Raw genomic sequence first — 23,683 nt, forward strand, 5'->3', positions numbered from 1 at the left:
TGTTCGCGACGTAGAACCGTGCTTCCAAACAACCCATTGCAGTTTCTCTGGCTGCGAGGTGACAGCATATGCCTGCTCGAGATCGTGACGACTCTCCGTCGATGTTCAACCTGTCGCGCCGCAAGGTAATCATTGGCGGCACGCTTCTGGCCGGCAGTCTCGCCGCAGGTCCGGCGCTGCCGGCGCTCTTGCCCGAAGCCGATACGCCGTTCATGCAGCTCTCGAAGCTCTTGATCCCGCACCAACTTGATGCGGAGATCGGCAAGCGCATTGTCGCTGCGCTAACCACCCTACGACCGACACTTGCCCAGGACGTGCCGGCCCTTCTCGCCATCGCGAGCAAGAAAGACGCGCGAATCGTGGAGGACTTTTTCCCCGACGTGCCAGAAGGCCCGCTTAAGGAAACAGCACTTTCGATTATCTCCGCCTGGTACATGGGCGTGGCGGTCGATGCGCCGGATGCCCAGGTATTCGCCTACGAGAACGCGCTGATGTACCAACCCACACGGGACGTCATGACGATTCCTTCGTATGCGAAGTCCGGGCCGAACGGGTGGAATGCCGACGCCCCGCCGCTCACCGATATGCCCAAATTCTGATTTCGCTCACGCGTCGAATATAAGGAAACTTCAAGATGGCAACTGATGACAGCGCCGATCTCGTCGTCGTGGGCACAGGGGTGGTGGGCTGCCTGATCGCCGAGCAGGCCCTGGACGCGGGATTGTCCGTGTTGATGCTGGAAGCTGGACCTCGAGTCGACCGCTGGCGAATCGTCGAAAATTACCGCAACCTTCCACCGAACCTTCGAACTCATTGGGACGCGCCTTATCCACCCAGACCGTGGGCGCCGCATCTCGAGACGCGCACGCCGCATGAGCAGGAAGAATACCTTCAACTGGAAGGTCCGAATGCACGTGCTTACATGCAAGGTTATGTGCGCTACGCCGGCGGCGCGACCTGGCACTGGGCAGGCATTTGCTGGCGCATCACACCGGAAGACATGCGCATGAAGAGCCTGTACGGCGTCGGTCGTGACTGGGCATTCAGCTACGATGTGCTTGAGCCGTACTACACGCGTGCGGAGTACGCGATCGGCGTGTGCGGGCCTTCAGATCCTGCGCTGCAATGGCCGCCGAACGCAAAGCGCTCGAGGCCCTATCCGATGGGCCCGATTCCGTTCGGCCCTGGCGAGCAGCGCTTTACCGAAGTGGCTGCAAAACTGGGTCTCGTGAATCTGCCGGCGCCTCAGGCACGCAACAGTGGCGTGTCGTATCAAGGACGCCCACCATGCTGCGGCAACAACAACTGCTTTCCCGTCTGCCCCATCGCAGCGAAATACGACGCGGCGACTGCATTGCCCCGGATCGAGTCGAAGGGCGGCCGTATCCTCGCCAACGCCGTCGTCTATAAAGTCGAAACCGGCGAGAAGAACGCGGTGCAGGCCGTGCACTATTTTGATTCCGACAAGCAGTCGCACAAAGTCACGGGCAAGGTGTTCGTGATCGCGTGCAACGGGATCGAGACGCCGAAGGTGTTGCTGCTATCCAAAGACGAGCGCAATCCGAACGGTGTGGCGAATAGCTCGGATCAGGTTGGCCGCAACATGATGGATCAGCCCAAGCTGGTTGCCGAAGTCGAATTGAGCGAACCGTTGTGGACCGGGGTCGGGCCGGTGCAGAGCAGCAGTATTTTGAACACGACGCAGGGTGAGTTCCGCAGCCGTTATACGGGCGCCATGTTTCGCATGGAAAACGCGGCGCGTAGTGCGATCGGTGGTGTCGCCGCCTTGAAGAAGGGGCTCGTCGGAAAAGCACTGGACGCCGAGATTCGCCGGCTTTCCGCCTGTACGGCGAAGCTGACCGTCGAGCATGAACCGCTTCCTTTGCCATACAACCGCCTGACTTTGTCGAGCAAGAAGGATTGGCTGGGCATCAACAAGCCGAACATCTACTACGACGTCAGCGACTACGTTCGCCTCAGCGCGAAGGAATACACCGTACCTTTGCTGAAGCGGCTCGCGGCTGAGCTCGGCGCGACCAAGGTGGACATATCGCCTGAGTTTCTCAACAGCGATCACATCATGGGCGGCTGCATCATGGGCGCAGATCCTGCGACTTCGGTCGTCGACGTGGATTGTCGCGCACACGATCACCACAACCTTTTCCTGCCGGGCGGCGCCGCAATGACCACCGGCGGCGGCGTTAACAGCACGATCACAATGGCGGCGCTGGCGTTGAAGGCCGGCGACGCGATCGTCGCTCAACTCAAACACGGCTAATCATGCGCAACATCCGTATTCGCCATGGCCGACTATCGGCGGCCCTTGCCGGAATGTTCGTTGCTGTCTGTGCGCATGCCGCCGACGCTCCGGATCAGACGGCGGAATTGATCAAGCGCGGAGCGTATCTGGCGACGGCATCGGATTGCGTTGCCTGCCACACCGCGCCAGGCAAGAAGCCATTTGCCGGCGGCTTGCCCATTAGCACCCCGGTGGGCACGATCTATTCGACGAACATCACGCCGTCGATGGACAGCGGGATAGGGCGGTACACAGAAGAGGACTTTTCGCGCGCGCTGCGTCAGGGTATCAGGCGCGATGGTGCCAACCTCTATCCCGCGATGCCGTACACGTCGTACGCGCGCTTGACGGACGTGGACACGCAGGCGTTGTACGCGTACTTCATGCACGAAGTGAAGCCGGTTGACGAGCCGGGCCCAACGACGAGTCTGCCGTTTCCGATGAACATCCGCGCATCGATGAAGGGCTGGAATCTGCTGTTCCTCGACACGAAACCCTATGCGCCGGACCCGCAGCAATCGGTGGAATGGAACCGCGGAGCATATCTGGTGCAAGGCCCTGCGCATTGCAGCACCTGCCATACCGCGCGTGGCTTCCTGATGCAGGAGGACATGAGCCGTGAGTTGGGCGGCGCGCAGGTCGGGCCGTGGTATGCCCCCAACATAACGTCCGATACGGTTAGCGGCATTGGCAACTGGACGAAAGAGGAGCTCGCGCAGTATCTGCATACAGGGCGCGTACAGGGAAAGGCTCAGGCAGCGGGCAGCATGGGTGAAGCCGTCGAGCACAGTTTCCAGTACCTCGATATGGCGGACATCGACGCGATCGCCACTTACGTCAAGAGCGTTCCGGCTATTCGTGATTCGGCCGATGCAGGCACGCGTTTTACTGCGGGGAAGATATCGTCGGAATTGAGTACGTTGCGCGGAGCCGACGGCATTCAAACGGTCGGCGAGGCCAACCCGAGCGGTGCGGAGTTATTCCAGGGCAGTTGTGCGTCCTGTCACTCGGCTCATGGTGAAGGCAGCAAGGACGGCTATTTCCCGAGCCTCTTCCACAACTCGGCGACAGGCGCGCGCGATCCGAACAACCTGATTGCCGCCATTCTGTATGGTGTGGATCGCAAGACATCGGCTGGGCAGGCGTTCATGCCGGGCTTCGGCGGCAAGCCAACCGACGCCATGCAGCTCACCAACCGGGACATCGCGCTACTGGGCAACTACGTGCTGAAGCAGTATGGACGCGCCGATGCGACCATCACCGAGGAAGACGTTGCCGAGATTCGCAGCGGTGGCCCCTCGTCCAACCTTATCGCGCTTGCACGAGGAGGCATGGCGGCAGGCGCGGTAGTCGTCGTGCTTATCGTGATTTTTTTCGTCGTCCGCCGTAGAAAGAGGCGCGCTGCGTGACCTGAAAAAAGTTCGATAGGCCGCGCTCTTCAGCGCGGCCAACGCCGGCAACAACTGCGGACGAGTCGCTTTGCTCAGACCTTCACGGTCCCGGCGTTCTTTCACGACCGTTGGGTCAGAACACCTTCACCGGCACATTCACGACCAACCGGTACTCCATGTTGTTGCCATCGGAGTAATAGCGCGAGGCGTTGTGCCACATCGCGATGAACGTGACCTTGGTGTCCTTGAAGCGACCGCTTTGCAGCGTATAGCTCGGAATGAAGCCGAACTCGTGATGGTGGCCGTGCACCGGTTCGCCGTTCTTCCAGTACAGGTTATGCAGCGGCGCCGACGCCGAAGCATTGTCCGCGGCACCTGCCGACGCATCCGCACCCCAGCCATATTCGCCCCAGAACATCGCCTTGAGTCCCGGCACACCGGCGTATTTGCCGTCGAACGTATAGCGCAATTGCAGCGATTGCTCATGCGGCGCGTTGTAGTCGACGTCCATCGAGTTGGTCAGGTAGATACCGTTGGTCTCGTTGACGTAGTCGAAGAACTGGTCGCCAAGCACTTGCTGATAGCCGAGCAACAGCGCATGCGGGCCGTGCTGTGCGGAAACCGACAGGCTGTACGCGTTGCTGTTGATATGCCCCTGGCGTGATGCGCCGGTGTCGTGCGTCGAGTAGATATTCGCGAGACCGCTCCACTTGATCGTGGTGGGGTCGCCGAACGATTGCGCGACCGAGCCGTAGTACTGACGCCAGACGTCGTCCGCCTGGTCGACGTACAGCGCCATTTCGCCGTTCTTCGCGTAGTGCCACGTACCGCCCACGTAGGTCAGGCGGTCGATGCGCGTGCCGCCGTACGAGGTGGTCAGGTTAGTCAGGTTCGTGTGGCCGCGTGCGTCGACCTTGGTGAAACTGCCGGCTTCGAGCGTGGTGTGAACCAGATCGTTGCTGACCAACGAGACACCGAGGAAAGTCGGCGGCAGCGCGCGGTTGTCATGCGGTTCGAGGAACGGGTTGGCGACGGTCTGCAGACCGTACTTCACGATCGTTTCTGAAATGCGTCCCTTGATGTCATACATGCCGGGGTAAGCCCACGCGAGCTGCTGCGAGCCGCCGCCGTCCTTGCCGACGTGCACCATGTTGCCGGCGCCGTTGCCGCCGTCGAGCTTGAGCGCGGCGAACAGTGACGCGTCGAAACCGAAGCCAACCAGGCCTTGGGTGAAACCGGACTCATAGTTGGCTTGCGCGCCCTGAACCCACGCGTGACGATAGATCGCGTTGGGCGCCTGGAAGTAGTCGGAGTAGTTGCGGAACTGCAGGTTCAGATGACTATCGGCGATAAAGCCTTTGCTCGCCGCCTGGCTCGACAGGGGCGTGGGCGGCGTGACTGTCTGATTGGCTTCCGCGTTGACGACGGCGTTAGTCGTGTCGGGTTGATCGTTGCGCACCTGGCCGCCCTGTTCGGCTCTGCGCTTACCGGACGTGGTGGCTTGCGCAATTTGCGGAGTTTCTGACGAGGGCGTTGCTTGCGAGCGTTGCGCAGGAGACGGAAACGTTTGCGCGAGTGTTTGAGTTTTCGTCGTATCGGAGGTGGGCTCCAATACGGCGTCGTCGGCGTAGGCGCTCGCGCCGATGGTCAGCGCGGGCAGCGTGAATGCGCAGTAAAAGAAGGTGGCTGCATTGGTTTTTTTTGACCACTTTTTTGTTCGGCTATCTTTCATGGTGTACGTCTCTGTTATTTTGGTGAATCCTTGGCTGGCGGTTAGCCAGTCCACGCTTATCGCTCGTCCCGCTGATGGCAGGACGAACGAATCCATCGGCGCGACGGCCCGCCGCGCCGGGGAATACGGTTTTAAGTTTTCAGACCTGGTTGTTTAGCGATCCGTCGGGGAGACGTCCTAGGCGGCGTCCCCCACGCGAATGCACGCGACGCGTGTCGCGCTCGCGCCATGCGTGACAGCCTGCGGAATCTCGCTAGCGCAGGCTTCGATCGCATCCGGGCAGCGCGTGCGAAACGCGCAACCGGAGGGTGGGCTGAGCGGCGACGCAATCTCGCCGCGCAACAGCAGATGACGGCGTGCGCGTTCAACCACCGGATCGGGCACCGGCACAGCAGACAGCAACGCACGCGTGTACGGATGACGCGGCGTGCCATATACGTCGCGCTTGTCGCCGAACTCCATTACACGACCCAGATACATCACCAGCACGCGGTGGCTGATCGCCTTGACGACCGCGAGGTCGTGCGCGACGAACAGTAGCGACAACGACAATTCGCGCTGCAGATCGCGCAACAGGTTGACGATTTGCGCCTGGATCGAAACGTCGAGCGCCGACACCGGCTCATCGCAGATCACCAGTTGCGGTTCACCGATCAACGCGCGTGCAATGCCGACGCGCTGGCACTGGCCGCCGGAAAACTCATGCGGATAGCGGCGCAGATGCTGCGCGTTGAGGCCGACGCGTTCGAGCATCGTCAGAACGCGCCGTTGCACGTCTGCGCGGGCGATGTCCTGGCCATGCGTGCGCAAGGGTTCGGAGACGATCTGTTCGATCGTCATACGCGGGTCGAGCGAGGCGAGCGGGTCCTGGAAAATCATCTGCACGTCGCGGCGCAAGCGCGAGGTATCGCGCTGCGCGCCCGTCAGGACGGTTTCCTTGTCGAGCCAGCGCACGCTGCCGCTCGCCACCGGCGCGAGGCCGATGATCGCGCGCGCGAGTGTAGATTTTCCGCAACCCGATTCGCCGACGAGTCCCACGGTTTCGCCGCGTCGCACGCTGAACGACACGCCGTCCACCGCGCGCAGCGTCGCTTTGCCGGACCACGGAAAACCGCCGCGCGGCACGCCGAATTGCACCTTGAGATTGTCGACCGTCAACAGCGTTGCCGGACTTTGGCCCTGGCTAGCAATGGAAGTGGCGTTCATACGTGTTGTACCTCCATGATTTCATGCACCGGGCGGTGGCACGCGCGCAACGCATCGGCAGATGTAGGCGACGCGATAAGCGCAGGCCGCGACTCGCGGCAGCGGTCGGAGCAATATGTGCAGCGCGGCGCGAATGCGCAGCCCTCGCCGACTTCGCCGGGCAAGGGCGGGTTGCCGGGAATGGTTTGCAGTGGACGATCATCGTCGTCGGTGAGGCGCGGCAGCGCGTTCAGAAGACCGATCGTGTACGGATGGGTCGGGGCGGCGAACAGCGTGGCGGCATTCGCCTGCTCGACGGTTTGGCCGGCGTACATCACCATCACGTCGTCGCACAAACCGGCCACGACGCCCATGTCGTGCGTGATCAGAATGATTGCGGTGCCGCGTTCGCGGTTCAGTTCGCGCAGCAGCTCGATGATTTGCGCCTGCACGGTCACGTCGAGCGCGGTGGTCGGCTCGTCGGCGATCAGGATTTCCGGCTCGGAGAGGAGAGCCATCGCGATCATCACGCGTTGCCGCATGCCGCCGGAGAACTCGTGTGGATACATATTGATGCGCCGTGCGGCATCGGGAATGCGCACCGTTTCGAGCGTTTCGATCGCACGGCGGCGCGCTTCGCGGCGCGACATCTTGCGATGCAGTTGCAGCGTCTCGGTCATCTGCCGTTCGATTGTCAGGAACGGATTGAGCGAGGTCATCGGGTCCTGGAAGATCATGCCGATGCGGTCGCCGCGAATCCTGTTCAACTCGGCCTCGTTCATCGTCAGCAGGTTCTCGCCGCGATAGGTCGCGGCGCCCGACACCTTGCCGTTGCCGGCCAGCAGACCGAGCAGCGCCATCACCGTCTGGCTTTTGCCCGAGCCCGATTCACCGACGATGCCAAGCGTGCGGCCCGCTTCGAGCGAAAACGATACGCGCTGCACCGCGTCGACGGGTGCGCCCTCGCGGCGCGTGAAGCGCACGCTCAGGTCTTTGACTTCGAGTAGCGGCATGTCAGCGGTCCTTCGGGTCGAACGCGTCGCGCAGACCATCGCCGACGAAATTCACGGAATACAGTGTGATGCACAGCATCACGGCCGGGCACAGCAGCAGCCAGGGCATCGAATCGAGTTTCTGCGCGCCGTCCTGGATCAGCACGCCCCAGCTCGTCATGGGTTCCTGCACCCCGAGGCCGAGGAACGACAGCACCGATTCGGTCAGCACGATATTCGGCACCGTCACGCTCGCGTAGACCACCACCACGCCGAACAGATTCGGCACGATGTGGCGGGCGATGATCGAACGCGAACTCACGCCGATCGCACGGGCGGCGTCGATGAATTCGCGCGAGCGCAGCGACAGCGTCTGACCGCGCACGACGCGCGCCATGTCGAGCCAGGAGAATGCGCTGATGGTGAGCACGACCAGATAGAACGCGCGGCCGAACAGCGTCATCATCAGGATGGCGATCAGCATGTAGGGGATCGCGTACATCATGTCGACGATACGCATCATCACCGCGTCGACGCGGCCACCCAGATAGCCGGCGGTGGCGCCATACGCCACGCCGATCAGCCCCGACACCAGTGTGCCGAGCAGGCCGACTTCGAGCGACACCCGCCCGCCTTGCAGCGTGCGCGCGAGCAGGTCGCGGCCGAGTTCGTCGGTGCCGAACCAGTGCATGTTTTGCAGCGTGGGCGCGAGGCTGATTGCGCCCCAGTCGCTATCGATCGGGTTGTTCGGCAGGAACCACGGACCGGCCACGCAGGCAATCACGATCAGCAGCAGGACGACAAAGCCGGTGAACGCCGCGCGGTTGCGCGCGAAGCGCGCGGCAGCGGTGGCGAGCGGGCCGCGCGAACGCGGCGCGTTGGCAATGGCCGCGAGCGGATCGAGCGCCGCGGCAGTCGTTTGAAATGAGCGGGCCATGGATCAGTACCGGATACGCGGATCGAGCCATGCATACGCGAGGTCGACCAGCAGATTGAACAGCACGGCGACGGCGGTCGTCAGCACGACGAGGCCGAGCACGAGGGTGTAGTCGCGATTGATCGCGCCGTTGACGACCAGCTGGCCGAGACCCGGCAGCGCGAACACCGATTCGGTGACCACGGCCGCGGTGATCGACGAGATGCAGATCGAGCCGAGCAGCGAGACGACCGGCATCAGCGCGGGCTTCATCGCGTGGCGCAACACGATCGTGCGGCCCGGCAGGCCTTTGGCGCGCGCTGTGCGGATGAAGTTGCCCGACAGCACTTCGATCATGCTGCCGCGCATCACGCGCGCGATCCCGGCGACGTTGATGATGACGAGCAGCACGATCGGCAGCACGCGATAGCGCCACTCGCCTTCGCCCCAGCCGCCGGCCGGCAACCAGCCGTGGCCTTCAGAAGTCTTCAGCAGGATCGCGAAGATCCACACCAGCACCGGTCCGAGCACGAACGGCGGCACCACATTGCCGATATTGCCGAGCACCATCACGAAGTGATCGACGAAGCGGTCACGCCGCACCGCGGCCAGCGTGCCGAGCGTGACGCCGATCACCAGTGCGATCGGCACCGATACGCCGCCGACGCCAAGACTCACCGGCAACGCCTTCCACACGAGATCGTTGACGCTCCAGTCGGCGTAGCGGAACGACGGGCCGAGATCACCATGCAGCAACGAGCCGAGGTAGTGGAGGTACTGCAGCCACAGCGGTTCGTCGAGGTGGTACTTGGCGTTGAGGTTCGCAAGCACGGCCGCCGACAGGTGTTTCTCGGTGTCGAACGGCCCGCCGGGGGTGAGGTGTAGCAGCAGATAGCACGCGGTGATCACGGCGAGAATCGTCGGGATCGCCCAGAGCGTGCGGCGCAGCGTGTAAGCCAGCATGACGGTGCTCCCGCGCTTAGTGCTTGATCAGATACATGTCTTGCGTGGCGCGCTGGTCGACGTAATTGGTCGACGTGTAGCCGCCGACATACGACTTGACGAGCCGGTCCGCCGAGTACTGGAAGAGCGACACCAGCGGGTAGTCGTTCATGGCCAGATCGTGCGCCTGCGTGAGCAGGGCGGTGCGCTTCGCGTCGTCGAGCTGCTGGTTGCCTTCATCGACCAGTTTGTCGACTTGCGGGTTGCAGTAGCGCTGGTCGTTCTGCACGCTGTTGCAGCGTATCAGATCGAAAAACGAGTTGGCGTCGTTGTAGTCGACAAACCAGCCGTCGCGCGACGCCTGCACCTTGCCGTCGTGGCGTTGCTTGAGCAGCACCTTATATTCGACGTTTTCGAGCTTGGCGGTCACGCCGAGCTTGGTGCGCCATTCTGATGTAGCAAACAGCGCGACTTTCTTGTGCAGGTCGTTAGTGTTGTAGGTGAGGGTGAACGTCAGCGGCTTCGCGTCCGAATAGCCTGCGGCCTTCAGCAGGTTGCGCGCGTAATCGACGCGCTTGGGCATCGGCCAGCTTGCCCAGTCAGGCGTGAAGACGTTCGCGCCTTCCGTTCCCTTGGCGATCAGGCCGTACATCGGCACCTCGCCGTCGGCCGTTAGACGCTTGGTCAGCAGGTCGCGGTCGAGCACCATCGCCAGCGCCTGGCGCACGCGCTTGTCCTTGAATGCCGGGTCTTCGTTGTTCAGGCTGTAGTAGTAAGTGGCGATCTGCAGGCCGGTTTTCAGTTCGGAGCCGAACTGCTTGCTCACCTGCGCATAGATGCCCGACGGAATCGAATACGTGTAATCGAACTGGCCGGCCTGATACATGCGCATCGCCGTTTCGTCGTTTTCGATCGGCAGATAGGTCACTTTCGTGATCACGACCTTGCTGGCGTTCCAGTAGGTGCTGCTTTTGGACGCCACCAGCCGGTTGCTCGGCTGCCAGTCGGTCAGCACATACGGGCCGTTACCGACGAAATTGCCCGGACGGGTCCAGTCGCCGCCGAATTTGGTCACGGTGTCACGATTGACCGGGACCATGGCCGGCATGGCGGTCAGTTGCGGGAAGAAGGCGGCGGGCACCTCGGTGGTGACTTCGAGCGTGTACGGATCGACGGCACGTGCGGCGAGGCTCGTCAGCGGCGCTTTGCCGGCGAGAATCGCCTTGGCGTTCTTCACAAACTCGACCAGCACCGTGTATTTCGAACCGGTTTTCGGATCGAGCACGCGTTGCCATGCATAGATGAAGTCAGCCGCCGTGACCGGCTGGCCATTGCTCCAGCGCGCGTCGTGGCGCAGCTTGAAAACCCACGTAGTCGGCCCGGTGCGCGTCCACGATTGCGCAACGCCCGGCACGATCGCGCCGGCCGCGTCGATGCGCGTCAGACCTTCAAACATGTCGAGCGCGATCGTGTCGCCGGTCCAGGATTCGATATGCGCGGGGTCGAGAGATTCGGTTTCGGCCGGCACCTGGCGGGTCATTTCCTGGCTGGCGGCGAGGGTGACACCTGCGGGTACGTTGACGGCGAAGGCGGAGGGCTGAAACGTAAGGACGAGCGCGGTCAGCGCCGTCGCGTAAGCAAACGGGGTTTTCATCGGTTGAGGTCGCAGGAAAGGTCGAGAGAAGAACGCGCTGGCGCAGGGGCGCCCGGTTATCTGCGGTGCTCGGGCCGGGGCGGCCCTTGTTGCCCGTGTTGATTGCGCGACATGCAGGATTCCTTACATTTCGTAATGCAGGCGAACCCTGGCCGGATCAACCGGAAAAGGTGCCTGCCTCTTAGAACAGTCTTGGTGTGCCCACCCAGACGACTACCGACTCTTTGCGTGCGGTATTCACCCAGCTGTGCGGCACCGTCGATTCGTAATGCGCGCTGTCTCCCGCGTGCAACACAAACGTCTTGCCTTCCAGCGTCAACGACACTTCGCCGTCGATCACATAAACAAACTCTTCCCCGGCATGCGTGGTGACTTCCGAGCGTTTCTGCCCGGGCGGCATCCTCACGAGGATCGCTTCGAGCTGACGGCCGCCCGTCAGATTGGTCAGCCGTGCAAACAGATTGGCCGAGTCCGCAAAACCGAAAAACTTCAACTGATCGCCGCGGCACACCGAGCGTTCTTCGCTTGGTGTGTCGACGAAATACTGCACCGTCACCCCGAGTGCGTGGGCAATCCCGGCCAGCGAAGTGATGGACGGTGACGCCAGACCCCGTTCGACTTGCGACAAAAACGGTTTGGAAATACCCGCTGCTGTTGCCGTGTCATCCAGCGTGCGCTTGAGCCGTTGCCGCAGCGCGCGGATCTTACTGCCGAGTTCGAGTGCCGGATTCTTCTTTTGAATTGTCGTGACCATAGCAGGAGGAAATTAGCCCGTCAAAATTTGTTTGATATAAGTAAATATGGTTTGATTGCGGTCCAGGCCGGGGTGGCGGGCCGTTCAGCGCCCGGTCGTGCAAGGGGCCGCAATTTCGAGACAACGCTCTATGTTGCCAGAACCGAAATCCGCGTCAGCCGTTTTGACCGGTAATCGGCGAGAAACTGGAAGCGGATGCGGTAAAGACTGCTGTATGCAATGGATTTCGGCATTGATGCAGATTGAGTATGAGGAGACGTTAAAGGCATGACATCAAAGACTATTTTCAGCCAGGCCCCAATGGGGAGCGATGGAATATGGCGTGTAAAAACAGGTAATTGGCGTGGCATCAGTGAATTCCCTGAGTGACGAACGGTGCTTCTGTTTGCAGAATCAGGCCCGCTTGGCGGATGGGCGCATGTGTTTGTATCAGACGCAGCGCCAGCCGCCGTTTTTTATTCCGCACGCAGCGATCCTGCACGGCGGAGCATTGTCCGGCACGTTCCATCAGAACGCTCGCCGGCATGAGGACATGACTATCACTGCCGATTTTTCCTGCCGCGGGCTGCGTGCCCGCCGCCCGGCGCGGCCGCCATCTGCCGCCCGCCGGATAGCCGTTCCCCACAATGCTTTATCATTGAGCCCGTTCCGCTTGCCGGAACCCGAGCCCGCTGTGGCGCAGCGTCCCCCAAGGGCAGTCCCTTCGGGACGTCCCGCGTGGCGGGCCTCCATCCCATTCCCTGGTTTTTCTGCTGGTTCTGCCGGTGCAGGCGTTTCACTTTGCGGCTTGGTTTGCAGATGAGCGCGCCGCTGGCTACGCACATGCCGATGGAAATACATGTGCCGCGTCGCGCGGGCTCCGCCGACCGTTTTCCCAGATCCAGTTTTTCGCGCCGCGTGGCCAGTCCGCGCGCCGCTGCAACCGTAAGAACAAGAGGTACATGATGAATTCGTCCAATCCGCGCAGCGCGCCGGTCTCGCAGACCCGTTCGTTCTCGACGGTCTTTCTGATCGAGATGTGGGAGCGCTTTGGCTACTACGGGATGGCCGCGCTGCTGGTCCTGTTCATGATCGACAAGCTGAACTTCACCGACAGCCATGCCACCCTCACGTGGGGCGCGTTTACGGCGCTGGTGTACGCATCGCCGTCGATCGGGGGCTGGATCGGCGACAAGATTCTCGGTGCGCGCCGTACGATGATCTTCGGCGCCGGCGTGCTGGCAGCCGGTTATCTCATGCTGGCGTTGCCCAATGAGCAATTGAGCTACATGTACGCATCGCTCGGCGTGATCGTGGTGGGCAACGGGCTGTTCAAGGCGAACGCCGCGAACCTCGTGCGCCGCATCTATGAAGGCGACGACGCGCGCATCGACAGCGCGTTCACGATCTATTACATGGCGGTCAATATCGGCTCGACGGTGTCGATGCTCGCGACGCCGTGGATCAAGGACCATTGGGGCTGGCATACGGCATTCGCGGTCTGCTGCGCCGGCATGCTGCTGTCGGTGCTGAACTACTTCATCATGTTCCGTACGCTCGCGCATATCGGTTCCACGCCGGACGCCGAACCGATCCGCTGGAAACGAGTCGGCGCGGTTGCGCTGGGCGGGATCGTGCTCGGCGCGGTCACGATGTTCGTGCTGCAGCACAAGGCGATTGCGGTAGCCTGCGTGTACACGGCGGGCGTCGCGATTCTGGCGATCTTCGGCTATATGCTGTTGAAGTGCGAACGCTCGGAGCGCTCGGGTCTGGTGGCGGCGCTGATCCTGACCGCGCAGGTGATCCTGTTCTTCGTGTTCTACGTCCAGATGTCGACCTCGCTCACGCTGTTCGCGCTGCGCAATGTCGATCCGCGTTTCATTCTGTTCGGCCAGACGTGGTTCACGTGGAGCGCCGCGCAGTTCCAGGCGCTCAATCCGATCTGGATCATGTTGCTGAGCCCAGTGCTCGCGCTGCTCTATACGAAGCTCGCGAAGAGCGGCAAGGACGTGCCGGTCGCGGTGAAGTATGCGTTCGGCTTCGCGGTGGTGGCGGCCGGCTTCTTCGTCTATGCGGCGAGCGGCAACTACGCGGTGAATGGCCGCGTGTCGTCGTGGTTCATGGTGGGCGGCTACGGTTTGTATTCGCTCGGTGAACTGCTGGTGAGCGGTCTCGGCCTCGCGATGATCGCGCGCTACGTGCCAGCGCGGATGAGCGGCTTCATGATGGGCGCTTACTTCGTGGCGACCGGTGTGTCGCAGTATTTGGGCAGCGTGGTGGCGAACTTCGCGCAGATGCCTGCGGGCAATCTCGATCCGCTCGAATCGCTGCCGCTGTATACCAAGTTGTTTAACGGCCTCGGCTGGCTTGCGGCGTTGGGCGCGCTGATCGCCGTGCTGCTGTTGCCGCTGATGCGCAAGCTCTCGCGTGAGCATCAGCGTTGCGGCGATGAAGCGCGTGAGAACGCGCGGCAAACGGCTGCATTGAATGGGGCAGTCGCGGAATAATCGCTTCCGGTAGTTCCACAAAAATGGCGCGCCTCTGTCATACGAGGCGCGCCATTTTGCGTTTTATGCACGATTCCTTGTCGTAAATGTCCGGTACGTTTCTGCTCCGATGGCGCCGACGGAGGTAAGCTTGCAGTAGGCATTGGTCTTTCAGAATAAGCATTTTTTGGATATTGAAGGTAGCCACTCGGATGGACATCCATATCGCGGTCGACGGGCGTCACGATCTGTCCGGACAGATCTATCGGCAGTTGCGTGCCGGCATACTCGAAGGGCGCCTCGCCGGCGGCACGCGTTTGCCTTCCACGCGCGATCTCGCCACGCAACTGGGTGTCTCACGCAAGACGACGCTCGAGGTGTTCGAACGCTTGCTCTCAGAAGGCTATCTGAGCGCCCGGGCCGGTTCGGGTACCTTCGTCGCCGATGGTCTGGAGCGTCTGCCGGCGGAGCGCTTGTCGCATGCACGGGCGGCCGAGTCGGCGCGCGAGCGGGCGAAGGCGAAACAGAAAACTGCGGCGCGCGCCCAGCCGTTGTGGGAGGAGATGCCCGAGACGTTGCCGCTGCCGCGGCCCACGGTGGCACCACCGCTGGATTTCGTCGGCGGCGCGACCGACAAATCGCTGTTCCCCTTCGACGTCTGGCGTCGCTGCGTGAACCACGCATTGCGTGTGCAGGCGCGCGGCCCAGGCATGTATCGCGACGTGGCCGGCGAGCAGGAATTGCGCCTCGCGATCTCGCGCTACCTGGCGTTCAACCGGGCGGTCGCGAGCAACTGGGACGACGTGATCGTGACCCAAGGCGCGCAGCACGCGCTCGATCTGATCGCGCGCATCACATTGCGGCCCGGCGAGATCGCGGCGCTCGAAGACCCCGGCTATCCGCCGGTTCAGGCATGTTTCACGGCGACGGGCGCACGCGTGGTGCCGGTACCGGTGGACGCCGAAGGCCTGATCGTGAGCAAGCTCCCGGACAAGGCGCGGGTCGTCTACGTGACGCCTTCGCATCAGTTCCCGCTCGGCATGCCGATGAGTCTGGAACGGCGCGTCGAGTTGCTCGAATGGGCGCAGAAACGCGGCGCCGTGATCATCGAAGACGACTACGACTGCGAGTATCGTTTCGAAGGCCGGCCGATGGAGCCGCTGAAAAGTCTCGACCGTGCCGGTCTGGTCGCTTATGTGGGCACGTTTTCGAAGACGATTTTTCCGGAGCTGCGGGTCGGCTACGTGGTGCCGCCGGCCTCACTCTATGCTCCGCTTCTCAAGGCCCGCCAGATTGCCGACTGTCACGGCTGCACCCTCACGCAAACCGCGCTCGCGACCTTCATGCTCAACGGCGACTTCGCCAAGCATGTGCGGCGCATGCACAAGACCTATGCGGCGCGCCGCGCGATGATGCTGAAGCATTTGCAGGGCGAGCTCGCGCAGTGGTTCGAACCGATCGTGCCGACCGCCGGCATCCATATGGCGACGTGGCTGAAGGCGCCGTTTTCCGAGGAGGCGTTAGTGAGCGCCGCGCGTGAAGCGTCGATCGGCTTGTATGGACTCGCGCCGTTTTATCAGCGTGCGAAGCCGCAGCCCGGTTTGATGTTGGGTTACGGCAGCATTGCTGTCGAACATATCGACGCGGCGCTTACCAGGCTCGCCGACATTTTGCCGCGCCTTGCCCGCTGACGACCCAAAGCACGCTCGAATATTACTTAAGCCTATCCTTGAAACCGCCTGTGATTTTCTGTCGCAGAGCAACGTTAGCCGCTCCCTGCAGAGACTTTCGCTGCAGGGGGCGTGTTTTTTCCGTCGCGTGAATCGGCGTGGCGAACGTGTCGGCGAGCCTCGGTTTTGGCATCGAGCTGAGATCCGTCGACGATCGCCCGGCGCCGAAAGTGCCTCTATTCAGGCATCGAAATGACTTGTAACGCACGTTACGTGTTCGTGTTGCAGACCGGTCCGAGGCTCGCCGACGCACGTTTACCCGCTAAAACAAGGATCAAAATGTGTTGCGCAGTCTGCGCCGCGCAACAAACCTTCGCTGTTATACACAAAAGATTCGCGCAAATCGTATTAGCGCTTGTAGAATCCGGCGTTGAAGCGTGCACATACCGTGTGCGCTTCGTGCAATTCACTGACCACTACAGGTAGGAGAAACATGCCGACTTCCGCAAAAAAGGTGGCCAAGAAGGCTGCTGCCCCGGTACCGACCAAGAAGGTTGCTGCAAAGAAAGTCCCTGCGAAGAAAGCTGTCGCAGCTAAGAAGGTCGCCGTGAAGGCGTCCAGCGCTCCGTCGCCGATCAAGGACACCTTCACGAAGGCCTCGCTGGCTGCACACGTCGCTGAACGCGCTGCTGTGGAACCGAAGACTGCCAAGGCCGTTCTGGCCGCGCTCGAAGACACGATCCTCGGCGCTGTGCACAAGAAGGGCGCTGGCGAATTCACGCTGTCGGGTCTTCTGAAGATCGTCGTGCAAGCTGTGCCGGCGAAGAAGAAGCGCTTCGGCAAAGACCCGTTCTCGGGTGAAGAGCGTTGGTTCCCGGCCAAGCCGGCTAGCGTGCGCATCAAGGCACGTCCGCTGAAGAAGCTGAAAGACGCAGCAGCAGGCTGATCGAGCTTCATGCGTTGCCGCGGTTTTTGAGCGTGGTGGTTTAACGGTGCGTTTTTAACCGTGTGCTTTTAACCGTGCGCTTTTAACCGTGGTTAACGTTTGAGCCGACCCGCAGTGCGAGTTGTCCGAATCCCCGTGGATGCGAATCCACGGGGATTTTTTATGTCCGCCTGCCGTGGCTTGGCGAACTCGCCGCTGCCCGCCAAGGTGCCGCTTATGCACCGTACTAGCGCATCATGAGCCGCCGCAGTACGATGGCAGCGAGGCCATGCCGGTCGGGATGCGCTGTTGGCGTGCATGCACTGTATTTGGTACGCGAAGAGCTCAATGGCATAGCGCTTGCTTGAACGATTGTCGAACACCGAATGCGCAGCGCATTCGCCTTCTATCCGACAACAAGAGCGGGGCGTGACATGCGATGCTATGACGAGATGCGTCATCATGACGATGCCGTGCGGCCACACTACGCGCGCTTTGAGCGGTGGCTGGTAAAGCAGGGCAATGAGGCGATCGCACGCAAGCGTGCGGAAGCCGACCTGCTGTTCCGCCGGGTCGGTATCACCTTTGCGGTGAACGGCGATTTGTCCGGCACCGAGCGGCTGATCCCCTTCGATCTGATTCCCCGCATCATTCCGCGCAGCGAATGGCAGACGCTGGAAGCCGGTTTGCGCCAGCGGGTGCAGGCGCTCAATCTGTTTATCCACGACGTCTATCACGATCGCAACATCGTGCGTGCCGGGATCGTGCCGGCCGAACAGGTCTATACCAACGCGCAATACCGGCCTGAAATGCAGGGCGTCAACGTGCCGCTCGGTGTTTACGCGCATATCGCCGGCGTCGACGTGGTGCGCGCAGGCGACGAGGGCGAGTTCTACGTGCTCGAAGACAACCTGCGGGTGCCGTCGGGCGTGTCCTATATGTTGGAAAACCGCAAGATGATGATGCGGCTTTTCCCCGAGCTGTTCGTGCAGAACCGCATTGCGCCGGTCGCGCATTATCCCGATCTGCTGCTCGACACACTGCGCTCGGTGGCGCCCGAAGGCGTTGACGATCCGGTCGTGGTGGTGCTCACGCCGGGCATGTACAACTCCGCGTATTTCGAGCACACCTTCCTCGCGCAGCAGATGGGCGTCGAACTGGTGGAAGGCAAGGATCTGTTCGTTGACGACAACTATGTGTTCATGCGCACCACACAGGGACCGAAGCGCGTCGACGTGATCTATCGCCGCGTCGACGACGATTTTCTCGATCCGCTCGCTTTCCGCAACGATTCGGCGCTGGGCGTGCCGGGTCTGCTGACCGCCTATCGAGCCGGACGTGTGGCGCTGGCGAACGCCATGGGCACCGGTATCGCCGACGACAAATCGATCTACCCGTACGTGCCGGAAATGATCGAGTTTTACCTCGGCGAGAAGCCGATCCTCAACAACGTCCCCACGTTCCAGTGCCGCAAGGCCGACGACCTCGCGTACACACTCGCGCATCTGCCCGAGCTGGTCGTCAAGGAAGTGCACGGCGCGGGCGGCTACGGGATGCTGGTGGGACCGGCGTCGACGAAAGCCGAAATCGAATCGTTCCGTGAGCGCCTGATCGCGCGACCCGCGGGTTATATCGCGCAGCCCACGCTCGCGTTGTCGGCATGCCCGACGTTCGTCGAGTCCGGCATCGCGCCGCGCCATATCGACTTGCGGCCGTTCGTGTTGTCCGGCAAGAGCGTGACGATGTGCGCGGGCGGTCTTACGCGCGTGGCGTTGCAGGAGGGCTCCCTCGTCGTCAATTCGTCGCAGGGAGGCGGGACCAAAGATACGTGGATGGTCGACTGACGCGGTTGCCAATGCGGTTGCTCTTGCTGGAGTTGGTGCCGCAATTCATGCAACCGCACCCGCAACCCAACGTGCCGGCGAAGTAGTCGAACCGCCGCCGGTGCACACGGATAACCAGCGCGAGCCTTTTTACTTTTACCTGGGGCTCGCGTCATCAGATACGGAACGCCGTCATGCTAAGCCGAACCGCCGATCACCTCTTCTGGATGGCCCGCTACATGGAGCGCGCGGAGAACACCGCCCGCATGCTCGACATCAACCTGAAGGCGTTGCTGCTGCCGCAAACGCCCGAACAGGAGTCGCGCGCACAACGCTCGGTGCTGCGCATTTCCGAGCTCGAAAGCGCCTTCGCGCAGCGCTACGATGAACCGACCCGCGAACATGTGCTCGATTTCATGGTGGCTGATGCGAACAATCCGTCGAGCATTCACTCGTGTTTGCAGGCCGCGCGCGAAAACGCCCGCGCCGTGCGCGGCACGTTGACGACAGAATGGTGGGAAACCATCAACGACACCTGGCTCGAATTCAACGAACGGAGTCAGTCCGGTCAGGCCGTGAGCAATCCGGGCGCGCTATTCGAGTGGGTGAAGTTCCGCTCACACCTGTCGCGCGGCGTGACGATCGGCACTGCGTTGCAGGACGATGCGTTCTTCTTCACGCAGCTCGGCACCTTCCTCGAACGCGCCGACAATACCGCGCGGATTCTCGACGTGCGCTTTGCCGACGTCGAGCCGAATTCACGCGATGCTGCGCGCCAGCTCGAAGACTTTTACTACTGGACCTCGATTCTCAGTTCGGTGTCGGCGCTGGAGATTTATCGCAAGGTGTATCGCGATGTCGTCACGCCGGCGCGGGTGGTCGAATTGATGATCCTGAACCAGCAGATGCCGCGCTCGCTGCTCGCTTCGCTCGAAGGCGTCTGCACGAATCTGGCGATGCTGCGCACGCCGGGCTCGAACCAGTGCGAGCGATTTGCCGGCAAGCTGCGCGCCGAACTGGTGTATTCCGACATCCGGCAGATTTTCGAAGCCGGCCTGCACGCCTATCTGACACAGTTCCTGGCTCGCGTGTTCGAGCTCGGCAATCTGGTTGCGCGTACCTATCTGATGTTGCCAGTCGCCTGACGGAGTTCTTTTTATGTACCTGACGATCCGCCACGACACGTCCTATCGCTACGAAGCGACTGTCCATTATTCGATCCAGCAACTGCGCCTGACGCCGGCAAGCGGCGCCTCGCAGGTGGTGCGGCGCTGGAGCATCGATGCACCCGGCAAGCTCGACGCCACCTTCGACGCTTACGGCAATGTGCTGCATACGCTCGTCATCAACAAGCCGCACAACGAGATTCGTCTGCACGTAGCGGGCGAAGTGGACACGATCGCGCTGAAAGATGGTCACTTGCCCGACGCGGTCGGCCCGATTCCGCTCGAGCATTTCACCTGCTCGACGCGTCTCACCGAGGCCGATGCGGCAGTCCGCGAGCTGGCCGCATCGGTGCCGAGCCTGGCGACTTCCGGCAATCTGATCGAATTGGCCGAACAGATCGTGCAGCGCGTGAAGTACAACACCGGCATCACCGAAGTCACCAGCACGGCCGCCCAGGCGCTCGCGCTCGGCAACGGCGTGTGCCAGGACCACGCGCATCTGATGCTGGCCTGCTGCCGCGCGCGCGGTGTCCCGGCGCGTTACGTGAGCGGCTACATCGAACCCGGCGACGTGAGCGGCGGAGTAAGTCCCCTTGGGGCGGACCACGGCGCGAGCCACGCATGGGTCGACGTGTGGCTCGACGGCAAGGGCTGGATTTCCGTCGACGTCACGCATGCCGCGTTTGCCAGCGAGATTTACTGCCGGCTCGCCGTTGCGCGTGACTACGAAGCCGCCGCGCCGGTGCGCGGCCGGCGGATCGGCGGGCTGGAGGAGCAGTTGAAGGTGTCCGTCACGGTCAGCGGGCAGATGCCGCAATAGCATGGCGGGTGGGGATTGGCGGTCAACTCAACAGGCCTCCGAGGCTGCGTGACAGGCCGCCCGTGGCCGCCTCGGTCGGCCACATTCAACATCACAGGACGGCTCGCCAGAAGGGCTGGCAAGGTGTTTAAGTGAGCGTCAGCCCGCATAGCCATTCAGATTCGGCACGCGGCGGCCGTAAAACGGGGTGAGGCGCATGCGCGCCGCATTACAATAGCGCCGTTCTGTCGTTTTTTGCGGGTACTTTTCCATATGACTTACTGTGTAGCGATGTCCGTCGACGACGGGCTCGTGTTCCTGTCGGACACGCGCACCAATGCGGGCGTCGATCACATCAGCACCGCGCGCAAGATGTCGGTGTTCGAGCAGCCCGGCGAACGCATGCTTGTGCTGCTGGGCGCCGGCAATCTGTCGCTCACGCAAGCGGTGCTGCACGAGCTATCCGAGCCCGTCGATCCTTCGCAGCCTACGCTCTGGAGCGCGCCCACCATGGCCGACGCGGCCCGCGTGATTGGCCACGCGGTTCGCCGCGTGCATCAGCGCGAAGCCGATGCGTTGCAGGAATTCGGTGTCGAATTCAATTGCAGCTTCATTCTGGGTGGCCAGATCGCCGGCAACCGGCCGCGCCTGTTCATGATCTACGCGGCGGGCAATTTCATCGAAGCATCGGCCGTGAATCCGTATTTCCAGATTGGCGAGGCCAAGTACGGCAAGCCGATTATCGATCGCGTGCTGACGCCGTCCACGCCGCTCGACGAAGCGGCCAAGTGCGCGCTGATTTCGATGGATTCGACGCTGCGTTCGAATCTTTCGGTCGGGCTGCCACTGGATCTGCTGGTGTACGAGAAAGATTCGCTGCACGTTACGCGCTTCGTTTCAATCGACCACGACAATGCCTACTTCGAGATGATTCACCGCACGTGGGGTGAGCGGCTGCGTCAGGTATTCGGCGAGATTCCCGATCCGGACTGGCAGGAATCGCCTGATGTGCCGCTGCTGCAGCGTGAGCGTGCGCTGGTGCTGCATCGCGCGCCGGTGGGGGCGGACGGTGTGGAGCATGAGCTCGATGCGAAACCGGCACAGACGTTGGCGCAGGCAGAGAAGGGCAAGACGCAGCGGCGCTAGAGCGGTCGGCGTAGATTTAGAGGCCTACGGGCCGGAAGTCTCACACCAAGGTCGTCGCGAGCCTGTTAAGGGCTTGCCGGCGGCCTTTTTCATTTGTTCTACCGGTTGAGTTGATCGCGATGGACGCGCGGGGCACTCTCCATCGATTCTCGGCCTGGTCTGCATATGGCAGCGTTCGCCGCATGCGCCAGAACCGACAGACGAAAAAAAACCAGCCAAAGGCTTGCGCCCTTGGCTGGTCTTCGAACTGCGTATTGTTTCAGCAGTCCGTCAAGTTCGATTAGAACTTGTGGCGGATGCCCAGGCTAACCATTTCTTGCGAGTTGGAAGCCGAGTTGTAGCCGTACGAACCGATCGATGCGCCAGCTGCAACCAGGTTGCCAGCCGAATCACGTTGTTGGCCGCTTGCGTGTTGCCATGCGCCGACCAGGTAGATGTCCGTGCGCTTCGACAGGTTGTAGTCGCCGCCCAGGGAAACCTGGTTATACGTTGCGCTCGAGTCGCCCGTGCCCTTCGTGTAGATGTAGCCCACGCCCACCAGCATAGCCGGCGTTGCCTGGTAGCCAAGGTACACGCCGCCGACGTTGAACTTCTCGGTCGAACCGAAGCCCGAATTTGCATCCGGCTTGTATTGCGCGTTGCTGTAGCGCAGGTTGACCGTGAACGGGCCTGTCACATATTGCGCTGCGACCGAAGCGATACCGATCGACTTCGCTGCTGCGTAGGCCGTGTTGACCTGGCCGTCGAACGTACCGTCCGACGTGCTGCCGTTCCAGCCTGCCGACGGCGGCGTGCCAGCAATACGGCTAGCCAGCGTGTTGCCGTTGTCAGCGCGGAAGTAGCCTGCAGCAACGCTGAACGGACCCGTTGCATACGTTGCAGCGCCCGACCACGTTTGACCCGAACCCGTTTGACCAGCCACGCCGCCCAGAGCGTACATGCCTTCGAACTGGAAGCCGCCCCACACCGGCGAGGTGTACTTGATGGCGCTGTTCGTGCGCGAGGAGTTGTCGTTGTTATCGACGTCGCCCGGCGTTGCGAAGGTGGAGCCGAAGTAGTTGTCACCCGTCAGCGGTTGAACCAGGTCGACCAGCGGGTCGTACTGACGACCCAGCGTGAACGTGCCCCACTGGTCGCCCGTCAGGCCGACGTAGGCTTGACGACCGAACATACGGCCGCCTTGACCCAGCTTGCCGCTGTTCACGTCAAAGCCGTTTTCCAATTGGAAGATTGCCTTCAGGCCACCGCCGAGGTCTTCCGTGCCCTTCAGGCCAAAACGATCGCCTTGCAGGTTGCCGGCGACCATGGCAATCAGATTCTTGTTGTTACCGGCCGCGTCCTTCGTGTTGTGGACGTACTGGACCGACTCATCGATCAGGCCGTAAAGGGTAACGCTGCTTTGAGCATGCGCCATGCCGGTGACGCCCAGAAGCGCCAGCGAGAGGGTAGACAGTGCGACTCGTTTCATCCATTTCTCCACGCAGATGATTAGTTTGTTGTTGCGGAAAGGAGAATAGCTCACTGCCTTAACTGGTAAGAACCGGAAAAAAAAGAGTGTCTCCAAAAACCGACAAACGACGCAAAGCCTTGTATTTAAAGCCCGTTAACGATTGTTGCTATTTCCGCAATACTGGTTGGCCGACCGCGCATTATTGTTGTTTCGTTGACAGTGAAGGTGTCGCTACCCGTAATTTAGACACTTGTTTGAATGGGCTTTGTAATCTAGTCGTCTAACTGTTTTCGCTGCTTTGCAGCATGCATATAAAAATGGAGCCGGGTTTCCCTTGACGGACGCGCTGGACAGAATTTATGCGCTATGAGCAG

General features: G+C 61.7%; 19 protein-coding genes. 10 read left to right on the plus strand and 9 right to left on the minus strand.

Annotated features, from left to right (window positions below):
* Window positions 1–101: 101 nt before the first annotated feature.
* From M0D68_RS32495 to M0D68_RS32505, 3 genes are read left to right on the plus strand one after another with little or no spacing between them, the layout of a single operon-like run.
* Window positions 102–599, plus strand: coding sequence for a sorbitol dehydrogenase family protein (locus M0D68_RS32495; protein ID WP_208620657.1), 498 nt, complete (start codon window positions 102–104; stop codon window positions 597–599).
* Window positions 600–634: 35 nt separating this feature from the next.
* Window positions 635–2,278 (plus strand): GMC family oxidoreductase, encoded by a 1,644-nt coding sequence (locus M0D68_RS32500; RefSeq protein WP_093634854.1) that lies wholly within the window; start codon window positions 635–637, stop codon window positions 2,276–2,278.
* Window positions 2,279–2,280: 2 nt separating this feature from the next.
* Entirely contained in the window at window positions 2,281–3,708 is a 1,428-nt protein-coding gene (locus M0D68_RS32505; RefSeq protein WP_211700374.1) for a cytochrome c, read from the plus strand.
* A gap of 115 nt (window positions 3,709–3,823) precedes the next feature.
* Here M0D68_RS32505 and M0D68_RS32510 read toward each other — a convergent pair whose 3' ends face one another.
* The 8 genes from M0D68_RS32510 to M0D68_RS32545 form a co-directional block, all read right to left on the minus strand.
* On the minus strand, window positions 3,824–5,422 hold the full coding sequence (locus M0D68_RS32510) for an OprD family outer membrane porin (RefSeq protein WP_266226440.1): 1,599 nt from the start codon (window positions 5,420–5,422) through the stop codon (window positions 3,824–3,826).
* A gap of 177 nt (window positions 5,423–5,599) precedes the next feature.
* Entirely contained in the window at window positions 5,600–6,628 is a 1,029-nt protein-coding gene (locus M0D68_RS32515; protein ID WP_211700376.1) for an ABC transporter ATP-binding protein, read from the minus strand.
* Entirely contained in the window at window positions 6,625–7,620 is a 996-nt protein-coding gene (locus M0D68_RS32520; RefSeq protein ID WP_266226441.1) for an ABC transporter ATP-binding protein, read from the minus strand. Before M0D68_RS32520 ends, M0D68_RS32515 begins: the two co-directional genes overlap by 4 nt.
* 1 nt (window position 7,621) lies before the next feature.
* On the minus strand, window positions 7,622–8,536 hold the full coding sequence (locus M0D68_RS32525; protein ID WP_266226442.1) for an ABC transporter permease: 915 nt from the start codon (window positions 8,534–8,536) through the stop codon (window positions 7,622–7,624).
* 3 nt (window positions 8,537–8,539) lie between these two features.
* A complete protein-coding gene (locus M0D68_RS32530; protein WP_093634849.1) occupies window positions 8,540–9,478 on the minus strand; it encodes an ABC transporter permease subunit in 939 nt (312 codons plus the stop codon).
* Between the two features lie 16 nt (window positions 9,479–9,494).
* Window positions 9,495–11,111 (minus strand): peptide ABC transporter substrate-binding protein, encoded by a 1,617-nt coding sequence (locus tag M0D68_RS32535; protein WP_266226443.1) that lies wholly within the window; start codon window positions 11,109–11,111, stop codon window positions 9,495–9,497.
* A 181-nt stretch (window positions 11,112–11,292) separates the two neighbouring features.
* On the minus strand, window positions 11,293–11,865 hold the full coding sequence (locus M0D68_RS32540; protein ID WP_054040392.1) for a cupin domain-containing protein: 573 nt from the start codon (window positions 11,863–11,865) through the stop codon (window positions 11,293–11,295).
* Window positions 11,866–12,214: 349 nt separating this feature from the next.
* On the minus strand, window positions 12,215–12,490 hold the full coding sequence (locus tag M0D68_RS32545; RefSeq protein ID WP_266226444.1) for a hypothetical protein: 276 nt from the start codon (window positions 12,488–12,490) through the stop codon (window positions 12,215–12,217).
* A 319-nt stretch (window positions 12,491–12,809) separates the two neighbouring features.
* Here M0D68_RS32545 and M0D68_RS32550 point away from each other — a divergent pair, with 319 nt between their 5' ends.
* From M0D68_RS32550 to M0D68_RS32580, 7 genes are all read left to right on the plus strand, one after another.
* Window positions 12,810–14,351 (plus strand): peptide MFS transporter, encoded by a 1,542-nt coding sequence (locus M0D68_RS32550; RefSeq protein ID WP_211700998.1) that lies wholly within the window; start codon window positions 12,810–12,812, stop codon window positions 14,349–14,351.
* A 191-nt stretch (window positions 14,352–14,542) separates the two neighbouring features.
* Window positions 14,543–16,021, plus strand: a complete 1,479-nt coding sequence (locus tag M0D68_RS32555; RefSeq protein WP_266226446.1) for a PLP-dependent aminotransferase family protein — start codon at window positions 14,543–14,545, stop codon at window positions 16,019–16,021.
* Window positions 16,022–16,493: 472 nt separating this feature from the next.
* Window positions 16,494–16,946 (plus strand): HU family DNA-binding protein, encoded by a 453-nt coding sequence (locus M0D68_RS32560; protein WP_007177969.1) that lies wholly within the window; start codon window positions 16,494–16,496, stop codon window positions 16,944–16,946.
* 413 nt (window positions 16,947–17,359) lie between these two features.
* Complete coding sequence (locus M0D68_RS32565; protein WP_054040394.1) at window positions 17,360–18,769, plus strand: circularly permuted type 2 ATP-grasp protein; 1,410 nt, start codon at window positions 17,360–17,362, stop codon at window positions 18,767–18,769.
* Between the two features lie 173 nt (window positions 18,770–18,942).
* Window positions 18,943–19,893 carry an alpha-E domain-containing protein gene (locus M0D68_RS32570; RefSeq protein ID WP_093634845.1) on the plus strand — a complete coding sequence of 317 codons (951 nt, stop codon included), beginning with the start codon at window positions 18,943–18,945 and terminating at the stop codon, window positions 19,891–19,893.
* Window positions 19,894–19,906: 13 nt separating this feature from the next.
* Window positions 19,907–20,734: a transglutaminase family protein gene (locus M0D68_RS32575; RefSeq protein ID WP_266226448.1), complete on the plus strand. Its 828-nt coding sequence runs from the start codon at window positions 19,907–19,909 to the stop codon at window positions 20,732–20,734.
* A gap of 252 nt (window positions 20,735–20,986) precedes the next feature.
* Entirely contained in the window at window positions 20,987–21,859 is an 873-nt protein-coding gene (locus M0D68_RS32580) for a proteasome-type protease (protein WP_093634843.1), read from the plus strand.
* A gap of 280 nt (window positions 21,860–22,139) precedes the next feature.
* Here M0D68_RS32580 and M0D68_RS32585 read toward each other — a convergent pair whose 3' ends face one another.
* Window positions 22,140–23,327, minus strand: coding sequence for a porin (locus M0D68_RS32585; protein WP_093634842.1), 1,188 nt, complete (start codon window positions 23,325–23,327; stop codon window positions 22,140–22,142).
* Window positions 23,328–23,683: the final 356 nt, after the last annotated feature.

The organism is Paraburkholderia sp. SEWSISQ10-3 4 (assembly GCF_030464785.1).
GTDB lineage: Bacteria > Pseudomonadota > Gammaproteobacteria > Burkholderiales > Burkholderiaceae > Paraburkholderia > Paraburkholderia aspalathi.

What these genes read in the sequence shown, in the direction of transcription:
- M0D68_RS32495 (WP_208620657.1), top strand. Translation starts at nt 102, where the DNA reads ATGTTCAACCTGTCGCGCCGCAAGGTAATCATTGGCGGCACGCTTCTG.
- M0D68_RS32500 (WP_093634854.1), top strand. Translation starts at nt 635, where the DNA reads ATGGCAACTGATGACAGCGCCGATCTCGTCGTCGTGGGCACAGGGGTG.
- M0D68_RS32505 (WP_211700374.1), top strand. Translation starts at nt 2,281, where the DNA reads ATGCGCAACATCCGTATTCGCCATGGCCGACTATCGGCGGCCCTTGCC.
- M0D68_RS32510 (WP_266226440.1), bottom strand. Translation starts at nt 5,422, where the DNA reads ATGAAAGATAGCCGAACAAAAAAGTGGTCAAAAAAAACCAATGCAGCC.
- M0D68_RS32515 (WP_211700376.1), bottom strand. Translation starts at nt 6,628, where the DNA reads ATGAACGCCACTTCCATTGCTAGCCAGGGCCAAAGTCCGGCAACGCTG.
- M0D68_RS32520 (WP_266226441.1), bottom strand. Translation starts at nt 7,620, where the DNA reads ATGCCGCTACTCGAAGTCAAAGACCTGAGCGTGCGCTTCACGCGCCGC.
- M0D68_RS32525 (WP_266226442.1), bottom strand. Translation starts at nt 8,536, where the DNA reads ATGGCCCGCTCATTTCAAACGACTGCCGCGGCGCTCGATCCGCTCGCG.
- M0D68_RS32530 (WP_093634849.1), bottom strand. Translation starts at nt 9,478, where the DNA reads ATGCTGGCTTACACGCTGCGCCGCACGCTCTGGGCGATCCCGACGATT.
- M0D68_RS32535 (WP_266226443.1), bottom strand. Translation starts at nt 11,111, where the DNA reads ATGAAAACCCCGTTTGCTTACGCGACGGCGCTGACCGCGCTCGTCCTT.
- M0D68_RS32540 (WP_054040392.1), bottom strand. Translation starts at nt 11,865, where the DNA reads ATGGTCACGACAATTCAAAAGAAGAATCCGGCACTCGAACTCGGCAGT.
- M0D68_RS32550 (WP_211700998.1), top strand. Translation starts at nt 12,810, where the DNA reads ATGAATTCGTCCAATCCGCGCAGCGCGCCGGTCTCGCAGACCCGTTCG.
- M0D68_RS32555 (WP_266226446.1), top strand. Translation starts at nt 14,543, where the DNA reads ATGGACATCCATATCGCGGTCGACGGGCGTCACGATCTGTCCGGACAG.
- M0D68_RS32560 (WP_007177969.1), top strand. Translation starts at nt 16,494, where the DNA reads ATGCCGACTTCCGCAAAAAAGGTGGCCAAGAAGGCTGCTGCCCCGGTA.
- M0D68_RS32565 (WP_054040394.1), top strand. Translation starts at nt 17,360, where the DNA reads ATGCGATGCTATGACGAGATGCGTCATCATGACGATGCCGTGCGGCCA.
- M0D68_RS32570 (WP_093634845.1), top strand. Translation starts at nt 18,943, where the DNA reads ATGCTAAGCCGAACCGCCGATCACCTCTTCTGGATGGCCCGCTACATG.
- M0D68_RS32575 (WP_266226448.1), top strand. Translation starts at nt 19,907, where the DNA reads ATGTACCTGACGATCCGCCACGACACGTCCTATCGCTACGAAGCGACT.
- M0D68_RS32580 (WP_093634843.1), top strand. Translation starts at nt 20,987, where the DNA reads ATGACTTACTGTGTAGCGATGTCCGTCGACGACGGGCTCGTGTTCCTG.
- M0D68_RS32585 (WP_093634842.1), bottom strand. Translation starts at nt 23,327, where the DNA reads ATGAAACGAGTCGCACTGTCTACCCTCTCGCTGGCGCTTCTGGGCGTC.